Annotated in this window: 10 protein-coding genes; 1 reads left to right on the top strand and 9 read right to left on the bottom strand. The window is 73.3% G+C overall.

The features are described from left to right. Window positions 1–61 precede the first annotated feature (61 nt). Entirely contained in the window at window positions 62–292 is a 231-nt protein-coding gene (locus OG439_RS05790) for a hypothetical protein (protein WP_326948302.1), read from the bottom strand. Between the two features lie 249 nt (window positions 293–541). Here OG439_RS05790 and OG439_RS05785 point away from each other — a divergent pair, with 249 nt between their 5' ends. Then, window positions 542–1,792 (top strand): helix-turn-helix domain-containing protein, encoded by a 1,251-nt coding sequence (locus OG439_RS05785; RefSeq protein WP_326948301.1) that lies wholly within the window; start codon window positions 542–544, stop codon window positions 1,790–1,792. Window positions 1,793–1,966: 174 nt separating this feature from the next. Here the strand turns inward: OG439_RS05785 and OG439_RS05780 are convergent, their stop codons facing one another. The 8 genes from OG439_RS05780 to OG439_RS05745 all read right to left on the bottom strand — a co-directional run bounded on the left by OG439_RS05780 (window position 1,967) and on the right by OG439_RS05745 (window position 26,568). Then, entirely contained in the window at window positions 1,967–13,483 is an 11,517-nt protein-coding gene (locus OG439_RS05780) for a non-ribosomal peptide synthetase (protein WP_326948300.1), read from the bottom strand. An 11-nt stretch (window positions 13,484–13,494) separates the two neighbouring features. Beyond that, window positions 13,495–14,706: an MFS transporter gene (locus tag OG439_RS05775; RefSeq protein WP_326948299.1), complete on the bottom strand. Its 1,212-nt coding sequence runs from the start codon at window positions 14,704–14,706 to the stop codon at window positions 13,495–13,497. Window positions 14,707–14,729: 23 nt separating this feature from the next. Further along, window positions 14,730–15,902 carry a cytochrome P450 gene (locus OG439_RS05770; protein ID WP_326948298.1) on the bottom strand — a complete coding sequence of 391 codons (1,173 nt, stop codon included), beginning with the start codon at window positions 15,900–15,902 and terminating at the stop codon, window positions 14,730–14,732. A gap of 353 nt (window positions 15,903–16,255) precedes the next feature. Continuing rightward, a complete protein-coding gene (locus OG439_RS05765; protein WP_326948297.1) occupies window positions 16,256–17,041 on the bottom strand; it encodes a thioesterase II family protein in 786 nt (261 codons plus the stop codon). Continuing rightward, complete coding sequence (locus OG439_RS05760) at window positions 17,038–17,304, bottom strand: phosphopantetheine-binding protein (protein WP_326948296.1); 267 nt, start codon at window positions 17,302–17,304, stop codon at window positions 17,038–17,040. The genes OG439_RS05765 and OG439_RS05760 overlap by 4 nt, the downstream gene beginning before the upstream one ends. A 1-nt stretch (window position 17,305) precedes the next feature. Continuing rightward, window positions 17,306–17,500 (bottom strand): MbtH family protein, encoded by a 195-nt coding sequence (locus OG439_RS05755; protein WP_326948295.1) that lies wholly within the window; start codon window positions 17,498–17,500, stop codon window positions 17,306–17,308. Between the two features lie 18 nt (window positions 17,501–17,518). After that, window positions 17,519–21,829, bottom strand: a complete 4,311-nt coding sequence (locus OG439_RS05750; RefSeq protein ID WP_326948294.1) for an amino acid adenylation domain-containing protein — start codon at window positions 21,827–21,829, stop codon at window positions 17,519–17,521. Then, entirely contained in the window at window positions 21,826–26,568 is a 4,743-nt protein-coding gene (locus OG439_RS05745; protein WP_326948293.1) for a non-ribosomal peptide synthetase, read from the bottom strand. Before OG439_RS05745 ends, OG439_RS05750 begins: the two co-directional genes overlap by 4 nt. Window positions 26,569–26,711 lie beyond the last annotated feature (143 nt).

The following is a 26,711-nucleotide window of genomic DNA, read 5'->3' as shown; positions in this document are numbered from 1 at the left end:
TGGCAATGAGGGTTCTAACCCTCGTTACCACTCACGACGGCGTGGGCGGCGACGGCCGGGGTCACCACGGGGTGTCGGACGCGGTGCCGGTCCAGGGCGTGTCGCCGGTGCCGGTCCACGGGGTGTCCGACGGCGCCGCCCAGGGGGTGTCGGCCGGGCCGGTGCTCCAGGGCGTATCGGTGGCCGTCGCCGTCCACGGGGTGTCCGCGGGCGCCGCCTGGGCCGTCGTCGCGGCGAGGACCGGGAGGAGAACCGCCGCGGCGATCGCGGTGAGGGCCGGGAGAATACGCACCGTTGTCTCTCTTTTCGTTCGTGAGCTGATGAATTTCTGCGCTACCTGCCCCACCGACGTTAGGAAAGCCCGGCATCGCGCCGCTATCGCGTGGGTGTCACAGTCGTTATCGTCCGGGTTATCGCCCCCGCAGTGGCTCCGTGATACCGCCGGGATAGCCGTGCTCACGATGCTCGTCCCATGGTGGAAACCGCATCCGGACAGCCGGGCCCCGTGATCGGGAACGGCGCTGACAGGAACGGACGATTCGTGCAGCGGAAATTCGGTGAACTGCTGAAGGCGCATCGCACAAAACGCGGTGCCACCCAGCGTCAATTGGCGGACCTGTCCACGGTGAGCATTCGCGCCATCCGCGATCTCGAGTCCGGGCGGGCGCACCGGCCGCGCCGGGACACCGTGCGGCTGATCGCCGACGGCCTCGGCCTGCGGGGCCGCGAACGCGCCGACTTCGAGGCGGCGGGCTACCACGTCGCGGCCGGCGACCTGCGGCTCCGGTGCGCCGACCCGGCACCACCGCCCACGCCCCTGGACGCGCTGCTCGGCCGTGATGAAGAGGTCGCCGCCGTCCACGACCTCCTGGCCGCGGGCAGCCACCGGCTGGTGACCATCACCGGGCTGGGCGGCGTCGGCAAGAGCCGGCTGGCCCAGGAGGTCGCGGGCGGCGTGCACGAGTCCGGCGGCGTCCTCGTGCTGTGGTCGTCCGAGCGGAACCCGCTGCTGAGAACCGGCGGGCCCGGCGACCTCGCCGTGCTCATCGGCGACCGCCCGGCCCTGCTGGTCCTCGACGGCCACGAACCGGACCGCGTCCGGCTGGACGATCTGGCCGTCCTGCTGCGCGAATGCCGCGGGCTGCGGGTCCTCGCCACCGCCCCGGCGCCGTTCGGCCTGCCCGGCGAGCGGGTCTTCCCGCTGACGCCGCTCGCCGTCCCCGAGCCCGGCACCGACGACCCGGTCGCGCTGGCGGCGGTGCCGTCGGTCCGGCTGCTGGTCCGCGAAGTCCGCCAGGTCCGGCCGGGGTTCACCCTCGACCGCACGACGGCCGCGGACGTCGCCGCGCTCTGCCGCCGTCTCGACGGCATCCCGGCCGCACTCGAGGCGGCCGCCTGCTGGTTCCTGGTCTACGAGCCGGCGGCCGTGCTGGAGCACGTCCGGACCGACCCGTTCGCCCTGACCGCGGACCACCTGCCGGGCCTCCGCGACACCCTCGACTCGGCGGTCCGCGGCCTGGACGCGGCCGAGGTGTCCCTCCTGGCCCGCCTCACGGGCCTCGACGCGGGCTGGTCGGTGGTCGACGTGGCGGGCCTGACGGGAATCCCGGCCGCGGCCGGCGCCCGCTTCGTCCGCCGCCTGGTCCAGCACGGCCTGATCCGCCCGGCCGGCCCGGACCGCACCCGGTTCCGCACCCTGGACCTGGTCAACGCCCTGGGCCTGGACCACCGCCTGGCGGTCTGCCAAGCCTCCGCCGGCGGCGGCTCCCGGGTCTGCCGTGGCTTGTCGTGAGTGTTTAGGAGGGTTAGAACCCTCCTAAACACTCACGACCGGTACCGGTGTGGCGCGTGTGACTTCTGGTGCGGCGGGGTTGGCCTGCGGTGGCCGGGGTGCCGGGCCTGCTTGGCGCGGACCAGCGATGTCCCGGTCGTGAGTGTTTAGGGCGGTTCTAACCGCCCTAAACACTCACGACCAGCCTGACTCGGCCAGCCGCGCCGCCACGACGGGGCCGATGCCGGCCAGCGATCCGGGCCGCATCAGCTCGCCGTGGCGGGCCGCGACTTCGTGCACCGCCACCCGCCCCTCGACGTACGGCTCCCACGCCGACGGCGACGGCGAACCGGCGTGTTTCCCTTCCGTGGCGCGGAAGAACAGGACGTCCCCGGCGAACCCGCTCGGCCGATGCGTCCGGGCGAGCGTGCTGTTGTGCGCGAACACCTCCGGCAACGCGTCCACCGCCCCCGGCGCCAGCGCGGCCAGCGGGCTGCCCTCCGCGAGCAGGATCGACCGGAACTCCGGCAGCTCCAGCGGCGCCGAGTCCGGCCGCGCGGACAGGTCGTGGCCGAGTGAGCCCAGCAACGCGGCGAGCGGCTCATCCGACGGCGCGGCACCCGAAGGCGGGTAGCCGTCCAGCATCGCCAGCAGCCCGACCTCCTCGCCTTGGGCCTGCAGCTGCGCGGCCATCGCGTGCGCGACCTGCGCGCCGAACGACCAGCCCAGCAAGTGGTACGGCCCGTGCGGGCGCACCCGGCGGATCTGCTCCAGGTAGTCCTTGACCAGCTCGTCGACGGTGCCCGGCCGGCGGTCGGGCTGGGTCAGGCCGCGCGACTGCAGCGCGTACACCGGCCGGTCGACGTGCGCCAGCAGGCCCGAGTACACCCAGCCGATGCCCGCCGCCGGGTGGACGCAGAACAGCGGCGCCCCCGCGCCGTCCGCACGCAGCGGCAGCAGGACGGCCAGCTCGTCGCGGTCGGTGCCGGTGGCCGTGCCGGTACCCAGCCGCCGCGCCAGGCCGGCGACGGTCGGGGTCTCGAACAGCACCCGGATGCCCAGCTCCGTGCCCAGTTCCCGGCGGATCAGGCTGATCAGCCGCCCGGCGAGCAGCGAGTGGCCGCCGAGGTCGAAGAAGCCGTCGTCGACCGACACCTCGGGCACGTCGAGCACCTCGGTGAACAGCCCGCAGAGCGCGCGCTCCAGGGCCGTCCGCGGCGCGCGGCCCGCCGCGGCGACCCGGGCCGGGGCGGGCAGCGCCGTCCGGTCGAGCTTCCCGTTCGGGGTCAGCGGGAGGTCGTCCAGCACGACGAACGCCGACGGCACCATGTTCGCGGGCAGGAACGCCTCGGCGTGGAGCTTCGGCGAGACGCCGGACTCCGCGGCCAGGTACGCGACGAGCCGGTCGTCACGCAGCACCGTCACCGCCTGCCGGACGCCGGGGCAGCGGCCGAGCACGGCGTCGATCTCGCCCAGCTCGATCCGCACCCCGCGCACCTTGACCTGCTGGTCGGCCCGGCCGAGGAAGTCGAGCCCGCCGTCGCGCCGCCGCCGCACGACGTCGCCGGTGCGGTACATCCGCTCCCCCGGCCCGCCGAACGGGTCCGCGACGAACGCGCTCGCGGTCAGGCCCGGGCGGCCGAGGTAACCGCGCGCGAGCCCGGCCCCGGCCAGGTACAGCTCCCCCGGTACCCCGGCCGGCACCGGGTTCAGCCGCCGGTCCAGGACGTAGACCCGGGTGTTCGGCACCGGCCCGCCGATGCCGGGCGGCCCGTCGCCGTCCGGCGTGACGTCGCCGCCGGTGGCCATCACGCTGCACTCGGTCGGCCCGTAGCCGTTGACCAGCCGGAAGCCGTCTCCGGCCGACGGACGGCGCCGCAGCCGGTCACCCCCGGCGACGACGACCCGCAGGTCCGGGCCGGCGAACCCGGGTTCGTCGAGCATGAGTTCCAGCCGGGGCGTGGGCAGGAACGCCACGGTGATCCCGGACCCGGCGAGCCACTCGGCGAGGGCGCCGGTGTCGTCGAGCACGCGCTGCGCCGGCAGGTGCACCGACGCGCCCGCGGTGAGCAGCGGCCAGGTCTCGAAGACGGCGGCGTCGAACCCGAGTGCGGCCACGTGCCCGCCCCGATCGGCGGCGGTGACGCCGAATTCTCCTTGGTACCAGGCACAAAGGTGAGCGAGCCCGGTGTGGTCGAGGACCACGCCCTTCGGCTTGCCCGTCGAGCCGGAGGTGTAGATGACGTACGCGGCGTCGCGCGGGCCGAGCGAAACCGGCGGCGCCTCGGCCGGCTGGGCCGCGATGGCGGCGGCTTCCGTGTCGAGGCGCAACACGCGGGCGGTGCCGGCCACCCGCGCGGCCAGCGCGGTGGTCGTGATGACGATCGGCGCGGCGGCGTCGGCGAGCATGTACGCCAGCCGGTCGGCCGGATAACCCGGGTCGAGCGGCACGTACGCACCCCCGGCCCGCATGACAGCAAGCTGGGCGACGAGCAGTTCCGGCCCGCGCGGCAGGCAGACGCCGACCAGCGTGCCCCGCGCGATCCCGAGGTACCCCGCCAGCTGGTTGGCGCGCCGGTTCAGCTCCGCGTAGCCGAGTTCGCCGTCTTCACTCACGACTGCGACGCCTTCGGTGCGGGCGACCTGGTCCGGCACCGCACGCCACGGCCCGAAGTCCACCGGGTCCGGCGCGGCCAGCAGCCGCCGTCGCTCCCCCGGTGCCAGCAGCTCCAAGCCGCCGATCGGGGTGTCCGGCGACGCGACCGCCGCCGTCAGCAGCCGGACCAGCCGCGCCGCGATGCCGTCGACCGTCGAGCGGTCGAACAGGTCGGTGCGGTACGTGAGGCCACCGCCGATGCCGGACGCCCGGCCGGGGTCCAGCTCGTGCAGCGACAGCGCGAGGTCGAACGCCGCGGTCCGCACCGCGACCGGTTCGCCGCTGACGCGCAGGCCGGGCAGTTCGAGGTCGGCGTCGTCGGCGTTCTGCAGCACGAACAGCACCTGGAACAGCGGGTGCCGGGCCAGCGACCGGGCCGGGTTCAGCTCGTGGACGAGCCGCTCGAACGGGACGTCCTGGTGCGCGAACGCGCCGAGGTCGGTTTCGCGGACGCGGGCGAGCAGCTCGCGGAACGTCGGCTCCCCCGCCGTGTCGACGCGCAGGACCAGGGTGTTGACGAAGAACCCGACGAGGTCGTCGAGGGCTTCGTCGGTGCGGCCGGCGACCGGCGTGCCGATCGGGATGTCGTCCCCGGCGCCGAGCCGGCTCAGCAGGACGGCGAACGCGGCCTGCAGCACCATGAAGAGCGTGACACCGCCGTCGCGCGCCAGCTCCCGCAGTCCATTGTGGAGTCCGGCGTCGATCTCGACCGGCACGGAGTCGCCGTGGTGCTCCGCTACCGCCGGCCGCTGCCGGTCGGCCGGCAGCGCCAGTTCCTCCGGGAGCCCGGCGAGGCGCTCGCGCCAGTACGCCAGCTCGGCGCCGAGGATCGAGCCGTCGTCGTCCGGATCACCCAGGACGTCGTGCTGCCACAGGGCGTAGTCGCGGTACTGGACCGGCAACGGTGTCCACTTCGGACGCTCGTCCGCGCACCGGGCGGTGTAGGCGGCCGAGAGGTCGCGGACCAGCGGGCCCATCGACCAGCCGTCGCTGACGATGTGGTGCTGCACCAGCACCAGCACGTGGTCGTCCGCGCCGAGCGCGAGCAGCTCGGGCCGGAACGGCCGGTCGGTGGTGAGGTCGAAGGTCGCGGCCGCGGCCGCGTCGAGTGCCTCGGAAAGGTCGGACTCGTCGATCGCGCGGACGTCCAGGGGAATCTCGGAGACGTCCAGGATCTGCTGGCACGGGCTGCCGTCCAGCTCGGGGAAGATCGTGCGCAGGGACTCGTGGCGGCCGGTGACGTCGGCGAGCGCGCCGGCCAGGGCGCCGCGGTCGAGCTGCCCGGTGAGCCGCAACGCGCAGACGACGGCGTACCCCGCGTCACGGCCGTGCAGCTGGTTGAGGAACCAGAGCCGGTGCTGGGCGTGGGACAGCGGGATCCGGTCGGGCAGCGGACGCGGGCGCAGCGCGGGCCGGACGGGCCGGCCGTGGTCGATCCGGGCCGCGAGCCCGGCGACGGTCTGCGCCTGGAACAGGTCCCGGATCCCCAGCTCGACGCCGAGCGCGGTGCGGGCCCGGCTGATCAGCCGGGTCGCCAGCAGCGAGTGGCCGCCGAGGTCGAAGAAGCCGTCGTCGATCCCGACCCGGCCGGCGCCGAGCAGCTCGGCGTACAGTCCACAAAGGATCTCTTCGGCCGGGTCCCGCGGCGCGCGGTACGAGCCGGCCTCCGCGTCCGGGACGGGCAAGGCGCGACGGTCGATCTTGCCGTTGGGAGTCAACGGGAACTCCGTCAGCGCGACGACCGCGGCCGGGACCATGAACTCCGGCAGGACGGTCGCGAGACGGCTTCGGACACCGGTCGCGTCGCCGGTGTAGTACAGGACGAGCCGCCGGTCCCCCGGGACGTCCTCGCGCACGACGGCGACGGCCTGCGTGACACCCGGGTGCCGGGCCGCCGCGCCGGCGACTTCGCCCAGCTCCAGACGTTGCCCGCGCAGCTTGACCTGGTCGTCGGTGCGGCCGAGGTACTCCAGCTCGCCCGCGTGGGTCCAGCGCACCAGGTCGCCGGTGCGGTACATCCGCGCGCCGGGCGTGCTCGGGTCGGGCACGAACCGTTCGGCGGTCAGGCCGGGGCGGTGCAGGTAGCCGTCGGCGAGCTGGATCCCGGCAAGCCAGAGTTCACCGGGCACGCCGGGCGGGACCGGGGCGAGCCGCCCGTCGAGCACGTACGCGCGGGTGTTCCACACCGGACGTCCGATGGGGACAGTGGATTCTCCTGAAGTGAAAGGATGATGGCTCGCCTCGACGGCGAACTCGGTCGGTCCGTAGAAATTGGACAGTCGCGCGGGCAGCGTCGCCGCGCACCGCTCGGCCAACGCCGGGGTAAGCGCTTCACCGCCGCAGAAGATCTGCCGCAGCGGGGTTTCACCGGAACCGGGTTCCGAGAGGAACGCTTCGAGCATCGCCGGGACGAAGTGCGCCACGGTGACGCGTTCGGCGCGGATCACGTCGCGGAGGTACGCGGGGTCGCGGTGCCCGTCGGGCCGCGCGATCACCAGCGTCGCGCCGGTCAGCAGCGGCCAGAACAGTTCCCACACCGAGACGTCGAAGCCGGACGGCGTCTTCTGCAGCACCCGCTCGCCGGGGCCGAGGGGGTAGTCGGCCTGCATCCACGCCAGGTGGTTGACGATCCCGGCGTGCGACATCAGCACGCCCTTGGGCCGCCCGGTCGACCCGGACGTGTAGATCACGTACGCCGGGTGGCTCGCGGTGATCGCGGGCAGCGGCCCGTCGCCGATGAGGCGGGTCTCCTCGGTCAGCACCAGCGACGGCCGCGCGTCGTCGAGGAGGAAAGCGATCCGCTCGGCCGGGTAACCGGGATCGACCGGCAGGTAGGCCGCGCCGGCGCGGTGGACGGCGTGGACCGCGACGACCAGGTCGAGCGACCGCGGCAGCTGCACCGCGACGACGTCGCCGGGCCGGACGCCGTGGCCGCTCAGCGCCCTGGCCAGGTTCTCGATCCGGGCGTCGAGTTCGGCGTAGGTCAGCGACTCGCCTTCGAACACCACCGCGATCGCGTCAGGCGTCCGCGACACCTGCCGGGAGAACAGTTCCGGCAACGTCTCCGACGAAAGGGGCGCCTCGGTCGCCGTCCACTCCGCGAGAGACCGGCGGTCCACATCGGACAGGAGATCGATACGATCGACCGGGGTGTCCGGCTCGGCGACGACGACGGACAGGAGACGGACCAGCCGGTCGGCGAGTGCGTGGGCGGTGGCGTGGTCGAACAGGTCGGCGGCGAAGGACAGCGAACCCGTGATCCCGCCGGCGTGCTCGGCGAGGTTCAGGCCGAGGTCGAACTTCACCGCGTCGGAGTCCAAGACCTCGGAGGTGACGTCGAGGCCCGGCAGGCTCAGCTCCGCGTCGCCGGTGTTCTGCAGGACCAGGAACACCTGGAACAGCGGGTGCCGGGCCAGCGACCGGGCCGGGTTCAGCTCGTGCACCAGACGCTCGAACGGGACGTCCTGCCGCGCGTAGGCGGCGAGGTCGGTCTCACGGACGCGGCCAAGCAGGTCACGGAAGCTCGGGGCGCCACTGGTGTCGGTCCGCAGGACGAGGGTGTTGACGAAGAACCCGATGAGGCCGTCGAGGGCCTCGTCGGTGCGGCCGGCGATGGCCGTGCCGATCGGGACGTCCTCGCCCGCGCCCGACCGGGTCAGCACGGTGGCGAGCGCGGCCTGCAGCACCATGAACAGCGTCACCTGCGCGGAGCCGGCCAGCGCGCGCAGCCGGTCGCTCAGGTCGGCGCCGATCTCCACCGGCACCGAGTCGCCCCGGTGGGACGCCACCGCGGGGCGCGGCCGGTCGGACGGCAGCGGCAGCTCGTCCGGGATCCCGGCGAGCTGTTCCCGCCAGTAGGCCAGCTGGGCGGCCAGCAGCGACGCCGGATCATCGGCGTCGCCGAGCAGATCCCGTTGCCAGATCGTGTAATCGCCGTACTGGACCGGCAGCGGCGCCCACTCCGGCGCGTGGCCGTCCCGGCGCGCGGTGTAGGCCTCGGTGAGGTCGTCGACGAGCGGGCCCATGGACCAGCCGTCGGCGGCGATGTGGTGCAGCGTCAGCAGGAGCACGTGGTCGTCCGGCGCGTCGGCGACCAGCGACGCGCGGAACGGCGGCTCGCACGTCAGGTCGAACGGCCGTGCTTCGGGGGCCGTCAGCTCCGGCCGCCAGCCGTCCAGGACCACCTGGTGCGGCTCGCCGTCGACCGACGGGAAGATCGTGCGCAGGACTTCGTGCCGCTCGGCGACGTCGCCGAGGGCCGCGCTCAGCGCGTCCCGGTCCAGCTCGCCCCGCAGCCGCAGCGCGAGCGGCATGTCGTAGGCGCCGGTGTCGTCGCCGAACTGCAGGATGAACCACAGCCGTTGCTGCGCCGGGGAAAGCGGCATCAGCTCGGGACGTGACAGCGGTCGCAGCGCCTGGCGGGCGGCGTCCGCTGTGGACAGTCGCGGGGCGAGCGTGGCGACGGTGGGCGCGTCGAACAGGTCACCGATGCCGATCTCCGCGCCGAACGCGGCGCGGATCCGGCTGACCAGCTTCGTGGCGAGCAGGGAGTGGCCGCCGAGGTCGAAGAAGCCGTCGTCGATCCCGACTCGCTCGACACCGAGGACGTCGGCGAAGAGTCCACAAAGGATCTCTTCACGGGCGTCACGCGGTTCCCTCACGGCTCCGGTGACGAGATCCGGCACGGGAAGAGCGTTGCGGTCCAGCTTGCCGTTCGGCGTCCTCGGCAGCTCGGCCAGCGTCACGAACGCCGACGGCACGAGGTGCCGCGGGACGAACGCCGCGACGTGGTCCCGCAACGCGTCCGGGTCGGCGTCGCCGACGACGTAGGCGACCAGGCGCTGGTCACCCGGCCGGTCCTCGCGCAGGACGACGGCCGCCTCGCGCACACCCGGGTACTCCGCGGCGACGGCCGCGATCTCGCCGGGTTCGACGCGCAGGCCGCGGAGTTTCACCTGCTCGTCGGTCCGGCCGAGGTAGTCCAGCTCGCCGCCGGCGGTCCAGCGGACCAGGTCGCCGGTCCGGTACATCCGCGCCCCCGGCCCGCCGAACGGGTCGGCGAGGAACCGGTCGGAGGTCAGGCCGCCGCGGTGCAGGTAGCCGTCCGCGAGCTGCGCGCCGGCCAGGTACAGCTCCCCCGGCACGCCCGGCGGCACCGGGCTCAGCCGGCCGTCCAGCACGTACGCGCGGGTGTTCCACACCGGCGCGCCGATCGTCACCGGTCCGGTGCCGACGGCGTGGGCGGTGGCGTCGACGGCGACCTCGGTCGGGCCGTAGAGGTTGATCAGCTCGGCGGTCAACGTGGTCGCGCAGCGGCCGGCCAGCGCGGCGGTCAGGACTTCGCCGCCGCAGAACACCTGCCGCAGCGCCGGGCAGTCCTCTTCGGACAGCCCGAGGATCCCGTCGAGGATGCCGGGCACCACGTACAGCACGGTGATGCGCTCGGCGCGGATCGTGTCGAGGAGGTACGCGGGATCGCGGTGCCCGTCGGGCCGCGCGACGACCAGGGTCGCGCCGGCCAGCAGCGGGCGGAAGAACTCGAGGACGGAGACGTCGAAGCTGGACGGCGTCTTCTGCAGCACCCGGTCACCGCCGGTCAGCGGGTGTTCGGCCTGCATCCAGGCGAGGTGGTTGGCGATCCCGGCGTGCGACATCAGCACGCCCTTGGGGCGGCCGGTCGAGCCGGACGTGTAGATCACGTAGGCCGGGTGGTCCGGGGTGACGGCGGGCAGCGGGCCGTCGCCGTCCAGGTCCGTGCCGGGGGTGAAGACCAGCGCGGGCCGGGCGTCGGCGAGCATGAACGCCACCCGGTCGGCCGGGTAGCCGGGGTCCACCGGCAGGTACGCCGCGCCGGCGCGGTGCACGGCGTAGACCGCGACCACCAGGTCGATCGAGCGCGGCAGCTGCACCGCGACGACGTCGCCGGGCCGGACGCCCCGGCCGCTCAGGGCCCGCGCGAGCCGGTCCACCCGGACGTCGAACTCCGCGTACGTCAGCGAGTCGCCCTCGAACACGACGGCGGTCGCGTCCGGCGTCCGTGCCACCTGCCGGGCGAACAGCTCCGGCAGCGTCGCGGCCGGGACCGGCGCCGCGGTGTCGTTCCACTGCGCCAGCTGCCGGTGGTCCACATCGGACAACAAGTCGGCACTGTCCACTCGCGACTCCGGGTTCGCGGCGACCACCTGCAGGAGACGCACGAGCCGGTCGACGATGTCCTGCGCGGTGGCGCGGTCGAACCGGTCGGTGGCGAACTCGAGGCTGCAGCCGAGCCCGGCGCGGCGATCCTCGACCGTCAGGCCGAGGTCGAACTTGGCGGTGCCCGACACGGTGTCCCCGGCCGTCACGGTCAGGCCCGGCAGGGTCCACTCGCCGTCGGCGGTCTCGTTGCCGAGGAAGGAAAGCAGCACCTGGAACAGCGGGTGCCGAGCCAGCAGGCGCGGCGGGTTGAGTTCTTCGACGACCCGCTCGAACGGCAGGTCCTGGTGGGCGAAGGCGCCGAGGTCGGCGTCGCGGACGCGGGTGAGCAGCTCGCGGAACGTCGGCGCGCCCGAGGTGTCGGTGCGCAGCACGAGGGTGTTGACGAAGAAGCCGACGAGGTCGTCGAGCGCTTCCTCGCCGCGGCCGGCGACGGGCGTGCCGATCGGGACGTCCTCACCCGCGCCGAGCCGGGTCAGCAGCAGCGCGAACGCCGCCTGGACGACCATGAACAACGTGGCCTGGTTGTCCCGGCCCATAGCCTTGAGCGCGGTGTGGGTGGCCGCGTCGACGTCGGCGGAGACGACGTCCTTGCGGTAGCTGGGGATCGCCGGGCGGGGCCGGTCGGCCGGGAGCGCGAGTTCGTCGGGCAGCCCGGTGAGCGTCTCGGTCCAGTAGTGCAGCTGGCGAGCAGCCAGGCTGTCCGGGTCGGCCTCGTCGCCGAGCAGGTCGGCCTGCCAGAGCGCGTAGTCGGCGTACTGGACCGGCAGCGGCGACCACGTCGGCGGCTGCCCGGTCAGCCGGGCGGTGTACGCGGTGGCGAGATCGGCCATCAACGGGCCGGTCGACCAGCCGTCGGCGGCGATGTGGTGCAGGCAGAGCACGAGAACGGACTCGTCGCCGGCGCGGAACAGCCGCGCGCGCAGCGGGATCTCGTGGGCCAGGTCGAACGCGGCGCTCCCGGCCGCCTCGGCCAGTACGGCCGGCTCATTCGGCGCGCAGTCGACGACTTCGAGCACCTCACCGGGCGGCAGGACGTGCTGCCACGGCTCGCCGTTCTCCACCGGGAACACCGTGCGCAGGGTCTCGTGGCGGGTGACGACGTCCCGGCAGGCGGCGGCCAGCGCGAGGACGTCGACCGGCCCGGTGAGCCCCAGGGTGAGCGGGATGTTGTACGCGCGGTCCTGGCCCTCGATCCCGGCCAGGAACCACAGCCGTCGCTGCGCCGACGACAGTGGCACGCGATCCGGGCGCGATCGCGGGGTGAGGGCCGGGCGGACCGGGCCGGGCGCCTGGGCGTCGAGGGTGGCCAGGATCCCGGCGACGGTCGGGGCGCGGAAGAGCGCGCGGACGCCGAGTTCGGCGCTCAACGCCGTGCGGACGCGGCTGATCAGCTGGGTGGCGAGGAGCGAGTGGCCGCCGAGGGCGAAGAAGCCGTCGTCGAGGCCGACGCTGTCGATGCCGAGGACGTCGGCGAACAGCGCGCAGAGGATCTCTTCCCGGGCGGTCCGGGCGCCGCGGAAGATCACCGGCGCGGCCTCGGGAGCGGCTTCCTGTGCCACGGCGTCGACCCGTGCGAGATCGAGCGTCCCGAGTGGACGATCCGGATCGGACAGCGCCAGGTCGAGCAGGCGCACCAGCATGTCCGCCATCGCGTCCACAGTGGACTTTTCGAACAGGTCCACGGCGTACTCGAACTGGCACGAGACGCCGTCCGCGTGCTCGGCGAAGACCACGCTGAGGTCGAGCTTGGCGGTCGCCAGGTCCAGGGGAACCGGCTGGACGTCGAGGCCGGGCAGGGTGAGCGCCGTCCCGTCGTCGTGCTGGAGGACGACCATGACCTGGAACAGCGGGTGCGCGGACCGGCCGGCGCCGAGGCGGTCGACCAGCCGGTCGAACGGGACGTCCTGGTGGGCGTAGGCGTCGAGGCCGGTGTCGCGGACCCGGGCCAGGAGTTCGGTGAAACCGGGATCGCCGCTCAGGTCGGTGCGCAGGACCAGGGTGTTGACGAAGAACCCGACGAGGTCTTCCAGGGCTTCCTCACCGCGGCCGGCCACCGGGGTGCCGAGCACGATGTCGTCGCCCGCGCCCCAGCGGTGCAGCACCGCGGCCAGCGCCGCCTGGAGGCCCATGAACGGCGTGCAGCGCGCGGCGCGCGTCACCGCGACGAGCCGGGCGTGCAGGTCAGCGGGGATGTCGATCTCGACGAGCCCCGCAGCGCCGGTCGTACCGCCGGTGCGGTGCGCGGGCAGGACCATGCGTTCGGGGATGCCCGCGAGCCGTTCGGTCCAGTAGGCGAGCTGGGCCGAGAGCAGGCTGTCCGGGTCGTCCTCGGTGCCGAGCACCTCGCGCTGCCACTCGCCGAAGTCCAGGTACTGCACCGGGAGCGGCTCCCAGTCCGGCGCCTCGCCGTCGAGACGCGCCGTGTAAGCGCTTGCCAGGTCACGGCCGAGCGGGCCGAGCGACCAGCCGTCGCAGGCGATGTGGTGCAGCACGAGCAGCAGGATGTGCTCGTCCGGGCCGAGTTCGAACAGCGTGACGCGCAGCGGGAGGTCCGCGGCGAGGTCGAAGGGCCGGGCGATCGTCTCGGCGAGATCGTCGCCGGACCGGACGTCGAAGATCAGCCGTTCGATCGCGTCCACAGTGGACAGGACTTGCTGGCCGGGTATGCCGCCGTCGACCGGGATGACGGTGCGCAGGACCTCGTGGCGGCCGAGGACGTCGGCGACCGCCTGCCGTAGCGCGCGGCGGTCGAGGCGGCCGCGCAGGCGCAGCGGGAACGGGACGTTGTAGGTCGCACTGGGGCCTTCCAGCTGGTCCAGGAACCACAGGCGCTGCTGGCCGAACGACAACGGACGCACGGGAAATCCCTTCACTGGGGCAGGCGCAGGGCCCGGGCCGCGAACACCGGCCCGCCGAAGGCGAGCAGGGCGCTGCAGATCCAGGCGACGACGGGGGTGGTGAAGCTGGCGATGGCGCCGGACACGGCGTAGGCGAGCGGCGCGCAGCCGATGCCGGACAGCGACACCATCGACATGGCGACGCCGAGGCGGTCCATCGGTGCGGCCTGCTGGTAGAGCGTCACCGCGGCCGGGCCGTTCTGCCCGGAGCACACGCCCAGCGCGACGGCCATCGCGGCCATCGCCCACAGCGACGGCACCAGGACCATGCCCAGCAACAGGACGGCGATGCCGATCCCGCTGCCGACGAGCCGCACCGAGATCGGCACGCGGTCGCCGAGCAGGGCACCGAGCCCGGCGGACACCAGCGCGCCGGCCGCCCAGCAGGCGATGAGGAGACCGACCGCGGAGACGGCCCAGCCGCGTTCGATGACGACCTCGGGCAGGCCGGGGTTCATCGGCCACGCGAACGCGAAGTCCAGGCACAGCCCGGAAAGGAACAGCAACCGCAGGCGGCGGTCGGCGCGCAGCAGCTTGAGGCCGTCACCCGAGCGGCGCCACAGCGGAACGCTCGACACGGTGCGCGGCGCGTCGATCGCCCTGGTCGCCGGGGCGAGGCAGACGAGCGAGACCACGCAGCCACCGCAGACGACGGCGAGGGCGACACCGAGGTGCCCGGTCGCGACCAGCCAGGCGCCGAACGGCGACCCGAGGATCGGGGCGAACCGGGCGACCATGGTGCGGACCGAATTCGCCGTGCTCAAGCGGTCTTTCGGGACCATGCGCGGCATGAGCGTGCCGAACGACGGCGACCCGAGCCCGAGCATCGCGCCTTCGAGCGCCGCGACGACGACCAGCAGCGTCACGGACTGCGCGGACAGCGCGACCACGACCGAGACGGCCAGCACGGCGATCCGCACCGACGTCGTGCGCAGCAGGACCGAGCGGGGCCCGAAGGCGTCGCAGATGACGCCGCCGAAGATCATCGCGAGCGCGCGCGGCACGGACTCGGCCAGGGTCACCCAGGTGACGGCGGCCGTCCCGCCGAGCTGGGCGGCGGCCCAGACGGCGGCGATGAAGAACACCTGGTCGCCGATCAGGGAGACGCCCTGGCCGGTGAGCAGGAGGCCGACCTTGCCCCACATCGCGGCGGGCTTGGTCTCTCGCACGGGTGCTTGTGTCATGGCTGGTGTCCGTTCCGTCGCGCTCAGCGGGCCCGCAGGCGCACCGGGAGGTGGTCGAAGCCGAAGTTGATGATCGAGCGGTTGTGCACCGCGTCGCCGGCCGGTTCCAGCACGGCGACCTGATCCAGCAGGGCGGCGTAGATCGCTTTCAGCTCGGCCTTGGCCAGCGGCGCGCCGATGCAGTAGTGCGCGCCGACGCCGAGGGCGAGGTGCCGGTTCGGCGACCGGTCGAGCAGGAGCTCGTCGGGCCGGTCGAACATCGTGGGGTCGTGGTCGGCCGACCACGTCCAGACGGCGACCTTGTCGCCCGCGTCGATGACGTGCCCGCCGAGCTCGACCTGGGTGGTGGCGGTGCGCAGGACGTGCAGGCCGACGGAGGTGAACCGCAGCAGCTCGTCGGTGGCGAGGTCGAGGTCGGCGCCGCCGGCCAGCGCTTTCCAGAGGTCGGGGCGCTGCATCAGCGCGTGGACGCTCATGGCCGCGGTGTGCCGCACGGTCTGCACCCCGCCGACGACGATGTTGTCGAGGTTGAGCACGACGTCCTCGATCGGCAGGCGCCGGCCGTTGATGCGGTGGGTGGCGAGGGTGCTGATCAGATCGTCGGCGGGGTGCTTGCGCCGCTGGACGACCTTCTCGAACAGGTAAGGCAGAAGCTTCTGATGCCCGGCGCGGCGCGCGTCCGGCGTCTGGGCGAGAAAGGCTTCGTCGCAGACGGAGACGACCAGCTCGCGGTCGTCGCCGGGAATGCCGAGCAGATCACACATCACGACGAGCGGCACGGTGGCGAGGACGTCGACGAGATCGGCTTCACCCTGCTCGACAGCGTCTTCGATCACCTTGTTGGCCAGCTCGGTGATGCTCTGAGCCGCGCCGCGCACACCTTTGGGTGAGAAATACGGCAGGACAGGCGCCCGGAGTTCACGATGCCGAGGCCCGTCGGAGAGCGCCATCATCTTGTCCGCACCGGCCGGGGTGCCACCGGTCCCGAGCAACGACCCGCCGGTGGAGCTGAAGGTGGCCGCGTCGGTGAGGACGCGGGAGCCGAGGTCGTAACCGAGCACGGACCAGACGGCCCCGTCGAGCGCGGTTTCGGTGCGGTGGACGGGAGCCTGAGCCCGCAGATCGGCGACGATGCCGCCGACGTCGGGCCGGGCCCAGAGGCCGGGATCGGTCAGATCGACGGTGGCGGTGGACACGAGTGCCTCCTCAGGCGGGCATTTCCGGTGGTGCTGGCGGGTTGTGGGGGCGGTTCCGGTGGTGCGGTGCGGACGGGTGCGGCAAGTCCGGTGGTTTCAGGGCGGGTCCGGCAGTGCGGGGCCAGGTGCAAGCAGTGCGGCAAGTCCAGATGGCGCGGGGGCAGGTCCGGGCACTGCGGGGCCAGGTTCGACAGGTCCGGGTGGTGCGAAGATCTGGTCCGGCGCGGCGCGGGTGCAATTGGTCTGACGGGTCCGCTGACGTAGCGCAAGCGCCGGTAACGATCGCCGGGCTTCGGGCGGGCGGCGGTCTGGCGGTCGTGAGTGGTAATTCGGGTTCTAACCCGAATTACCACTCACGACCGGCCGAGGTGCAGGGTGCGGAGCAGGTCGGCGGGGCCGGCGGACAGGGGTGTGGCCAGGAGGTGGCCGCCGGGTTCGGTTGATGCCGTGAAACAGCCCGTTGTTGCCTCGGCCCAGCCCGCCAGCGTGGCCGGTCGGAGCGCCGTGTCGTCTGCGCCGGCCACCGCGTGGATGGCGAAGTCCGGCCGTGGGCTCGGGTGGTAGCGGTAGCTGCGGCAGACCGTCAGGTCCGTTCGGATTGTCGCCACCGCCAGTTCGCGGATCGTCTCGTCGTCCGGCAAGGCTGTGGCCAGGCCACACCGCTCCAGGAGGTCCGCAGCGCCCTCCGAGGTCGGCGGGATCGAGCCCGGCCAACCCGGCGGTGGAGCCGCGCATGCCGGGATCACGATCCGTGGCCGTGAAGCCGCCGGTAGCGAGCGGGCCACCTCGAATGCCAGGAGCGCACCGAAGCTTTGGCCGTAGAACAGTGCTCCCGGCTGCAGGTACGGGGCGAGGCCGTCGATCACCGCCGTGACCAAGGCGGCGAAGGTGGCCGGCATCGGGTCGACAAAGCGACCGCCGCGGCCCGGCAGACGGATCGCCCAGACCTCCAGGGTTGGGGCCAGCGCCGCCGCCAGGCCCGCGAAGGCCGTGACATCGCCGCCTGCGTGCGGGAAGCACACCGCCTGCGGAGTCCCGGCCGGCAGCGGGTGCGGCCGGTAGCACCAGTCCCCCGCGATCGCGGGCCGGGGACCTGCCGGTCCCGCGATCGGCGGTAGCGGGCTTGGTGCGAGCGTCATCGGGTGCCCCGGCGGCCTACCAGCGCGACCGTCGGCCGGGCTGGGGTTTGGGTGGCCGACTGGACCGTCTTGACGAAGTCGGTGAGGGTTCTGGCGGACATCAGGTCTCTCAGCGACAGGTTCACCGCGAACTCGTCCCGGACCCGGTACACCACCCGCAACGCCGTCAGCGAGTGGCCGCCCAGCTCGAAGAAGCCGTCCTCCGGGCGGACTTCGGGGACGCCCAGCTCTTCCGCCCAGACCGCGGCTATCGTCTCCAGCATCTCAGACGCCCAGCGCGACGCGCAGGCTCTTCGGGCGGATGTCGGTCCAGGTCTTGTCGACCCAGGCGACGCACTCCTCCCGGCTGCCGCTCTTTCCGGCGGCGTGCCAGCCGGCGGGGGTGGGCAGCTCGGCCGGCCAGATCGAGTACTGCTCCTCGTCGTTGACGACGACGGTGAAGTCCTTGAACGCGTCCATTGTGGAGTCCTTCCTGGGTCAGCTGACGGGGATCGGCGCCGCGAGTGCGGCGAGTTCTTCGGTGTAGGCGGTGACGTAGGCGTCGGCGAGCTCGTCCGGGACGAGGGACCGCAGGTGGTCGACCGCGAGCAGGATGCGGTCCGACGACGGGTCCTGCACCAGTGCGACGCCGAGTGCGAAGTTGGTCGGCTCGTAGCGCATGTCCGGCTCGCAGCCGATCCGGTCGTCGACGATGCTCGTGGCCGAGCCGGCCAGCCGGCCGAGGGCGTGGAACCGCAGGAACGCGAAGCACGTCTCCAGGCGCGGTCCGGCCATGAGCCGGGCCAGCTTCGCGAACGGGACTCGGCGGTGCGGCAGCAGGGCGACCTCGGCCTCGTGCAGGTCGCGAACGAGGTCCGGCGCCGTGCCGTCCACCACCAGCGGGACGGTGTTGAGGAACAGCCCGTACGCCTCGGTGCCGCTGCGTTCTTCGAGACGGCCGTTGACCGAAAGGCCGGTGGTGACGCGGTCGCGGCCGGTGATCCGGTGCAACGCCCGCACGTGCGCGGCCAGCGCCGCGGCCTTGATCGGGACGCCGGCCGCCGACGCGATCGCCGCGAGCTGGGCCGGGGCGTCCGGCAGCACGCGCTCGACCGTGCGCGGGATCTCCGCCGTCGCGGCCTCGGAGCCGCCGTCGGCGGACCAGAGCGCGCCGTCCGCGCCGTCGAGGTGATCGCGCCAGAACTGTTCGCTTTCCTTCGACGCCGTCGCGGCCTGTTCGGTGAAGACGAAGTCGCGGAACGTCGACGCGGGCGGCGGCGCGAGCGGGGCGTCCGGGTCGGCGTGGCGTTCCAGGATCTCGGTGAGCAGTGAGGTGAAGCTCCAGCCGTCCAAAATGGAGTGGTGCTCGGCGATGGTCAGCTGGAAGACGTCGTCGGCCAGACGCTGGGCGGCGACCCGGAACAGCGGCGGCGTCCGGAGGTCGAAGCGCATCGCGCAGAACGCGTCGAACGCCTCGGTCACGGCGGCGCGTTGCTCCACTTCGGACTGTCCACGCAGGTCGGCGGTGTCCACCGGCGTCGGGACTTCGGCGTGCACGAGTTGCATCGGCTGCCGGTAGCCGACGACGTCGAGGCTCGTGCGCAGCACCGGGTGCCGGGTGATGACCGCGGCCACCGCGGCGTGCAGGGCCCGCTCGTCGAGGCGGCCGGCGACGCGGTAGCTGTTGACGTTGTGGTAACCGCCGGCGTCGCCGGACAGCTCCATGTGGTAGATCATCCCGAGCTGCATCGCGGCCATCGGGTAGGCGTCGACGACGTCGCCGGGCAGCTTCGCGACGTCCACTTCGGACAGTCCGGCGAACGGCTCCACGACCGCCTTCTCAGTCGCACACGGCCGCAGCAGCGGCGCGAGGCCGGCCGGGGTCGGCGCGGCGAACAGGTCGGGCAGGGTGAGCGTCCAGCCGCGGTCGCGCAGCTTGCCCGCCAGGTGGACCGCGCGGATCGAGTCGCCGCCGAGGTGGAAGAAGTTGTCGTGCACCCCGGCGTCCGGGACGCCCAGGACGTCCGACCACAGCTCGGTGAGCAGCCGCTCCCCCGGCGTACTCGGGGCGGTGTAAGCGATCGCCGACGTCGCCGCGGCCGGCGCGGGCAGCGCCGCGCGGTCGAGCTTGCCGTTGACCGTGACGGGCAGCCGGTCGAGCACGGTGACCGTCGCCGGGATCATGTGTTCCGGCAACGACTTCGCGAGGAACGCGCGCAGCTCGGCGTAGTCCGGTACGGCTCCGGTGACGTAGGCCGCGAGCCGCTCGTCGCGCACCGTGACGGCGCAGGCGTCGACCGCGGGGTGCGCGCTCAGCGCGTGTTCGATCTCGCCGAGCTCGATGCGGAAACCGCGGAGCTTGACCTGGCTGTCGCACCGGCCGACGTACTCGAGGCCGCCGTCGGCGAGCCGGCGCGCGACGTCGCCGGTGCGGTAGAGCCGCGCGCCCGGCGTCGCGGAGAACAGGTCCGGCAGGAAGCGCTGCGCGGTGAGCCCCGCCCGGCCCCAGTAGCCGTGGGCGAGCGCGCCGCCGCCGATGTACAGCTCGCCCGGCACGCCGGTCGGGCACGGCCGCAGCCAGTCGTCGAGCACGTGCGCGCTCAGGTGCGGCAGCGGCGTGCCGATCAGGCTGCGTTCGAAGCGGGTCACGTCGTGGGTGGTGACGTGCACGGTGGTTTCGGTGATGCCGTAGAGGTTGCACAGCGACGCCGTCAGCCCCAGCGCGGACCAGCGCCGCACGACGGCCGGATCGAGGGCCTCGCCGCCGAGCATCACCTGCCGCAACGCCGGCAACGCGGGCCCGGTGCGGAGGGTGAGTTCGAGCTGGCGCAGCGCCGACGGCGTCTGGCAGAGGCACGTCACGGCTTCGTCCGCGAGCAGCGCGGCGAACGCCTCCGGCGACCGGCTCGTCAGGTACGGCACGACGACCAGGCGGCCCCCGTGGTGCAGCGGTCCCCACAGCTCCCAGACCGTCCAGTCGAAGGCGTAGGAGTGGAACAGCGTCCACACGTCGGTCTCGGTGAACCCGAAGTGCGCGCGCCCGGACTCCATCAGCCGTCCGACGTGCTCGTGGGCCACGGCGACGCCCTTGGGGCGGCCGGTCGAGCCGGAGGTGAAGATCAGGTAGGCCAGGTCACCGGGCCGGACCGGCACGCCCGGCCGATCGTCCGGCAGACCGGAGAGGTCCCGGCTGAGGTCGAACACGGGCCACGGACCGGAAGTGGCCTGGTCGGTGACGACCAGCCGCACGCCGGTGTCGCCGAAGACGAAGGCGGCGCGATCGTCCGGAGCCGCCGGATCCACCGGCACGTACGCGGCGCCGGTCTTCAGCACGGCGAGGATGGCGACGACGATCGCGTCGGTGCGGTCCAGCAGCAGGCCGACGCGGTCGCCGGGGCGGACGCCGTCGGCGATCAGGGCGTGCGCGAGCCGGTTGGCGCGCCGATCCAGTTCGGCATAGCTAAAGGAAACGCCGTCGAAGGTGACGGCGGGACGATCGGGGAACCGGTCCGCGGCGTCCTCGAAGGACTCGTGCAGGCAGCGCGGCACAGACGCCGTGACCTCGGCGGACCACGACGGCTCCAGGTCGATCTTCCACAGTGGACTGTCCGGTTCGGACAGCACGACGTCCAGGAGGGTGCGCCAGTGACCGGTCATCCGGTCCACCGTGGCCGCGTCGAACAGGCTCGTGCGGTACTCGACTTCGCCGCGCAGCTCGCCGTCGTCGAAGGTGGACCAGGTGAGGTCGAACTTGCTGGTGCCGTTGTGGTGCACCCGCCGGGTCGCGGTGACCGGCCCGAACCGCAGCGGTTCGGAGTCTTCCGCGTGCGCGCCGAAGACGACCTGCACCAGCGGTGCGTGCCGGGCCGAGCGTTCGAGGGCCAGCGCGTCGACCACGACGTCGAAAGGGACGTCCAGGCAGGCGTACGCGTCGAACGCCGTGTCACGCACCTGCTCCACGAGCTCGCGGAAGCTCGCGGCGCGATCCACGCGCAGCCGCAAGGGCAGGATGTTGACGAAGTAGCCGATCAGGTCGGCCAGCTCCGGCCGGTCGCGGGTCGACATCGGCGTGCCGACGACCAGGTCGGCCACGCCGGTGTAGCGGTTCAGGAGCGCGGCGAACGCGGCCAGCTGGACGACGAACGGCGTCGCGTCCGCGTCGGCGGCCAGCTCGCCGATCCGGCCGGCGAGCCCGGCCGGGAGCGCGAACGCGCGGGTGTCGCCGGCGAAGTCCTGCTGCGCCGGCGCCTCCCGGTCGGTGGGCACCGCGAGGCGTTCGGGTGCGCCGTGCAGCTGCTCACGCCAGTAGTCCAGCTGGTCGTCGTGCGGTTCGGCGACGCAGTCGGCGTACTGAGTGGACAGTCGCGGTAGGACCGGTTCGCGTTCTTCGACGATGGCCGTGTAGCTCTCCGCCAGCTCGCGCTCGAAGATGCCGGACGACCAGCCGTCCCAGACGATGTGGTGGACGACGAGAACCAGCGTCGTCGTGTCCACCAGGGACGCGCGCAGCAGTGGTCCGGTCTCGAGGTCGAAGCCGGTGCTCATGTCCGCGTCGCCGCGGTGCAACGGGACGCGGACGTCGTCGTGGACCGTCTGTTGTGGACCGTCCGGGCCGAAGGAGAACGTCGTGCGCAGGACTTCGTGCCGCCGGACGATCCCGGCGATGCTCCGCTCGAGGACGTCCGGGTCGACGGGCGCGTCGAAGGTGAACACCCACGGCACGGTGTAGGCGGCGGAGCCGGGGTTCCAGCGGTCGAGGAACCACATTCCGCGCTGGAGCGCGGAAACGGGGACGGTGCGGCCGGTCATGCCCGCACCTCCAGCCGCTGCGCCAGGGCCCGGACGGTCCGGGCCGCGAACACCAGCCGCGGCGCGACGCGGGTGCCGGTCTCGGTCGACAGGCGCAGGGCCACGCGGACGGCGGCCAGGGAGTTGCCGCCGAGCCGGAAGAAGCTGTCCTCGACGCCGACCGCGTCGAGCCCGAGCACCTCGGCCCAGACCGCCGCGACCAGCTGCTCGGCCGCGGTGACGGCCGGTTCCGCCGGCGCCTCGGCGGCGACCGACGCCGGCGCCGGAAGCGCGGCCCGGTCGAGCTTTCCGTTGGGGGTCAAGGGAAGTGCGTCCAGGACCGTGACGCTCTCGGGGATCATGTAGTCCGGCAGCAGCGTCGCGAGGTGGTCGCAGACGTCCTGGTACCCGGGCGGGGTGTCCCGCGCGACGACGTAGGCGGCGAGCCGGCCGTCGTGGGCGACGACGGCGCTGTCCTTGACGCCCGGGTGGTGGGCCAGTGCGGCGGCGACCTCACCGGGCTCGACGCGGAAGCCGCGGATCTTCACCTGGTCGTCGGCGCGGCCGGTGATGGTCAGCGTGCCGTCCGGGGTGCGGCCGCCGACGTCGCCGGTGCGGTACATCCGCGAACCCGGCGGGCCGAGCGGGTCGGGCAGGAACCGGTCCGCGGTGAGGCCCGGCTGCCCGGCGTACCCGAGGGCCAAGCCGGCGCCGGTCGCGTACAGCTCGCCCGCGGCGGACGGCCGGAAGTGGTCGTCGAGCACGCGAATGTCCTTGTGCGCCACGGGGACGCCGATGGGGAGCGCCGGCGCGGCCAGGTCGGCGGGGCCGACGACGTGGCAGGTGGTGAAGCCCATGCTCTCGACCGGGCCGTAGCCGTTGACGATCCGCATGTGCGGGTACCGCTCGGCCAGCCGCGCCACGTGCGGCACCGAGGCGCGCTCGCCGCCGGTGAAGACGACGCGCAGGCCGGCGAAGATGGCGGGGAACTCGTCGACGAGGAAGTTGAACAGACTGGCCGAGAGCTGCAGCTGCGTGACGCCGTGGCGGGCGACGAGCGTGGTCATCGTCTCCGGGTCCGGCCGCTGGCCGGGGTGCAGCACGCAGGTGCCGCCGAACAGCAGCGGGCCGTAGACCTCCAGGCCGAAGGCGTCCCACGACACCGGCGAGCACTGCAGCCACACCTCGCCGGGCGCGAAGAGCGCGTAGTCCTGCTCCAGGTACGTCCCGGCCAGGGCGCGGTGCGACGCCGCGACGCCCTTCGGCCGGCCGGTGGACCCGGACGTGAACATCACGCAGGCGACGGCGTCGGCGCTGACGGAGAGGCTGAGGTCGTCGTCGGGTCCGTCGGCGGCGGCCACGAACTCGCGGTCCACGACCAGCCGGGCGTCGACGGCGTTGACGGCGTCCGCTCGGCGAGCCTCGGGCAGTTCCGGGTCCAGCAGCGTGTAGCCGGCACCGGCCTTCAGCACGCCCAGCAGCGCGACAACGAGGTCGGCGTCGCGGTCGATCAGGACGGCGACGACGTCGCCTTCGGTCACGCCGTGGGTGCGCAGGCGCCTCGCGACGCGGTTGGCCCGCGCGTTCAGCTCGGCGTAGGTCAGCTCGGCGTCGCCGGAGATCAGCGCGACGGCGTCCGGGGTCCGGGTGGCCTGGTGCTCGAACAGCTCGTGGACCGGGACGTCGAGGCCGGCCGGGGTGACGTCCTCGTGGAGCGGCACGTCCGGGTCGGTGACCAGGTCGGCCACCGCCGTCCGCCACTGCGCGCCGAGGGCGGCGAGGGTCGCGGCGTCGAACAGGTCGGTGTCGTACTCGATCCGGCCGGTGAAGCCGGTGCCGTCGTCCTCGACCGACCACGACAGGTCGAAGCGGGACAGCTCGTTGACGTGCAGCCTGCGCTCCACCGCGGCCGGCCCGAACGGCTCGGGGCTCGGGTCGGCGGTGTGCATCTCGAAGACCAGCTGGAACAGCGGGTTCCGGTCGCCGGAGCGCTCCCCCAGCACCCGGCCGGTGATGTCTTCGAGGGGGACGTCCTGGTGGCGGTAGCCGTCGAGGGCGACGCCGCGGACGTGCTCGAGGACCTCCCGCAGGGTCACGTCCTGCTCGATCCGGAACCGCAGCGGGACGAGCGTGATGAAGTAGCCGATGAGCGCGTCCAGCTCCGGGCGCTCGCGGACGCTGACCGGGGTGCCGACCACGAGGTCGGCCGCGCCGCCGGTGCGGTGCACGGCGAGCACGAGCCCGGCGAGCAGCACCATGAACGGCGTGGCGTCGGCGTCCCGCGCGAACTCCCGGACGGCCTGGGCGAGGTCGGCGTCGAAGGCGAAGCGGTGGTAGCCGCAGCGCTGCGCGGGTTCGACGGGACGCGGGTGGTCGGGCACGAGGGCCGGGCGGTCCGGGACGCCGCGCAGGTGCTCGGCCCAGTAGTCGAGCTGGGACTCGGCGATGCCGTTGTCCCGCAACCAGTTCGCGTAGTCGGCGTACTGGATCGCGAGGTCCGGCAGGCGCGGCGCACGGTCGTCGAGCAGCGCGGTGTAGTACTCGCGCAGCTCCCGGTCGAGCACGCCGAGGGAGCCTTCGTCCCAGACGATGTGGTGGAAGACGAGGATGAGGCTCGCGGTGGTTTCCGACGTCCGGACCAGGCGGGCGCGGAGCAGCGGGCCGGTTTCGAGGTCGAACGGAATGCGGGCGTCGGCGGCGATGAACGCGGCCGCGTCCGAAGCGTCGGTGATGGTGAACGGGACCTCGAGGTGCGGGTGGATCACCTGCCGGGGCAGGGTTCCGGCGACCTCGAAGGTCGTGCGCAGCGCCTCGTGGCGGTCGACGACCTGCTGGAGCGCCTTGTGGAGGGCGTCGGCGTCGAGGGGGCCGGTGAAGTCGAAGACCCACGGGACGTTGTAGGTGGACGTGCCCGGCTGCCAGGCGTCGAGGAGCCACAGACCGCGCTGGAACCGCGAGAGCGGGCCTTCGGACGCGGGGGCGCGGACCGGGCCGGGGCGGTCGTCGCCGACGCCGTCGTGCATCGCGGCGGCGAACGCGGCGAGCGTCGGCGCGTCGAAGATCTGGTACGGCGACACGGGTCCGAAGACCTCGAGGACGCGGCCGGCCACGCGGACGGCGGTGAGCGAGTCGCCGCCGAGGTGGAAGAAGTTGTCGTCGAGGCCGACGCGCGGCACGCCGAGGACGTCCGCCCAGATCGCGGCGAGCAGCTGCTCGTCCGGGGTGCGCGGGGCGCGGTGGCCGGTCTCGGCGCGGGCGGGTTCCGGCAGGGCGGCGCGGTCGACCTTGCCCGCGGCGGTGAGCGGCAGGTGGTCGAGGGGCGTCAGGCTCGCCGGGATCAGGTGGTCCGGCAGGGACTGGGCCAGGAAGTCGCGCAGTTCCGGGTAGCCGAGGGTGCTGTGGGTGACGACGTACGCGGCGAGCTGGGTGCCGTTCGCGGACTCGCGGGGCACGACGGCGCAGGCGGTCACGGCCGGGTGCCGGGCCAGGGCGTTCTCGACCTCGCCGGGCTCGACGCGGAAGCCGCGGATCTTGACCTGGTCGTCGGCGCGGCCGAGGAACTCCAGCTCGCCGTCGGCGGTGCGGCGGGCGCGGTCGCCGGTGCGGTACATCCGGCCGCCGGTGACCGGGTCGGGCAGGAAGCGCTCGGCGGTGCGGCGGCCGTCGCCGAGGTAGCCGGTGGCGAGGAGGGAGCCGCCCAGGTAGAGCTCGCCCTCGTCGACGGGCTGAAGGCGGTCGTCGAGCAGGTGGGCGACGCGGTCGCCGACGGGGGTGCCGACGGTGATCGCCCGGCCCGGCCGGACCTCGTGGACGGTCGAGGTGATCACGGTTTCGGTCGGGCCGTAGGCGTTGAGCAGCCGGACGCCGGTGCGCTCGGTCCAGGCGGCGGCCGCGGCCGGGGAGAGCCGGTCGCTGCCGGAGATCATGGTGCGGAGCGTCTTCGGCACGGACTTCATCGCGGCGACGAGGTCGTTGAAGTACCCGGCGGCGACGTTCGCGACGGTGACCCGCTCGGCGTCGAGGAGCTGCCAGAACTCGTCGGCGGAGAGGAGCTTCGCTTCGGGGACGACCAGGCAGGCGCCGGCGGTGAGCGCGGTGGTGATCTGCTCGACCGCGACGTCCACCGTGGACCGTGCGAAGTGGAGGACGACGTCGTCGGCGCGGAGGCCGAAGCGGGCGGAGATGGCTTCGACGTGCGCGGCGAGCGGCCCGTGCGCGACGGCGACGGCCTTGGGTTCGCCGGTGGTGCCGGAGGTGTGGATGAGGTAGGCGAGCCGGTCGCCGGTGACGGGCAGGTCCGGCGCGGTTCGGCGGTGCGTGGGCGCTGCCGGGTCCGGCAGGCCGTCGGTGCGCTCGGTGGCCAGCAGGTCGCCGCCGTCGAGGATGAGGTGTGCGCCGGCCAGTGCGGTGAGGCGCTCGTTGCGTCCGGTGGGCGCCGCCGGGTCGAGGGCGAGGTGGACCGCTCCGGCCCGCCAGACCGCGAGCAGGCCGGTGACCTGGTCGAAGCGGTCCGTGCCGCGCACCGCGACGACGTCACCCGGTCGCACGCCCGCGGCGGCCAGGCGGCCGGCGAGGTCCGCGGTCAGCTCGTCGAGCCGACCGTAGGTGAGCACCCGGTCGCCGGAGCGCAGCGCCGGGCGGCCCGGCCACCGGGCGGCGATCCGCGCGATGCGCACCGGCACCGCGACCGGCGGGCCGGTCAGCTCGCCGAGGTCGAAGGAGTCGATCGTCACGGCCGGTTTCTCGTCCTGCACCGACATGCTGGGCTCACCCCGAACTGACCACAAAGGACGGACATGGACTGCGGCTGCCCTGTCGTGAGTGGTAATTCGGGTTAGAACCCTCATTACCACTCACGACCAGCCGCGGCAGCCTCGCGGGCTGCGGAGTGCTGGGCGCGAAG

The organism is Amycolatopsis sp. NBC_01307 (assembly GCF_035975215.1).
Taxonomy (GTDB): domain Bacteria; phylum Actinomycetota; class Actinomycetes; order Mycobacteriales; family Pseudonocardiaceae; genus Amycolatopsis.
This window is presented reverse-complemented; position numbering and strand designations above follow the sequence as displayed.

What these genes read in the sequence shown, in the direction of transcription:
- OG439_RS05760 (WP_326948296.1), bottom strand. Translation starts at nt 17,304, where the DNA reads ATGCTGGAGACGATAGCCGCGGTCTGGGCGGAAGAGCTGGGCGTCCCC.
- OG439_RS05755 (WP_326948295.1), bottom strand. Translation starts at nt 17,500, where the DNA reads ATGGACGCGTTCAAGGACTTCACCGTCGTCGTCAACGACGAGGAGCAG.
- OG439_RS05765 (WP_326948297.1), bottom strand. Translation starts at nt 17,041, where the DNA reads ATGACGCTCGCACCAAGCCCGCTACCGCCGATCGCGGGACCGGCAGGT.
- OG439_RS05745 (WP_326948293.1), bottom strand. Translation starts at nt 26,568, where the DNA reads ATGTCGGTGCAGGACGAGAAACCGGCCGTGACGATCGACTCCTTCGAC.
- OG439_RS05750 (WP_326948294.1), bottom strand. Translation starts at nt 21,829, where the DNA reads ATGACCGGCCGCACCGTCCCCGTTTCCGCGCTCCAGCGCGGAATGTGG.
- OG439_RS05775 (WP_326948299.1), bottom strand. Translation starts at nt 14,706, where the DNA reads ATGACACAAGCACCCGTGCGAGAGACCAAGCCCGCCGCGATGTGGGGC.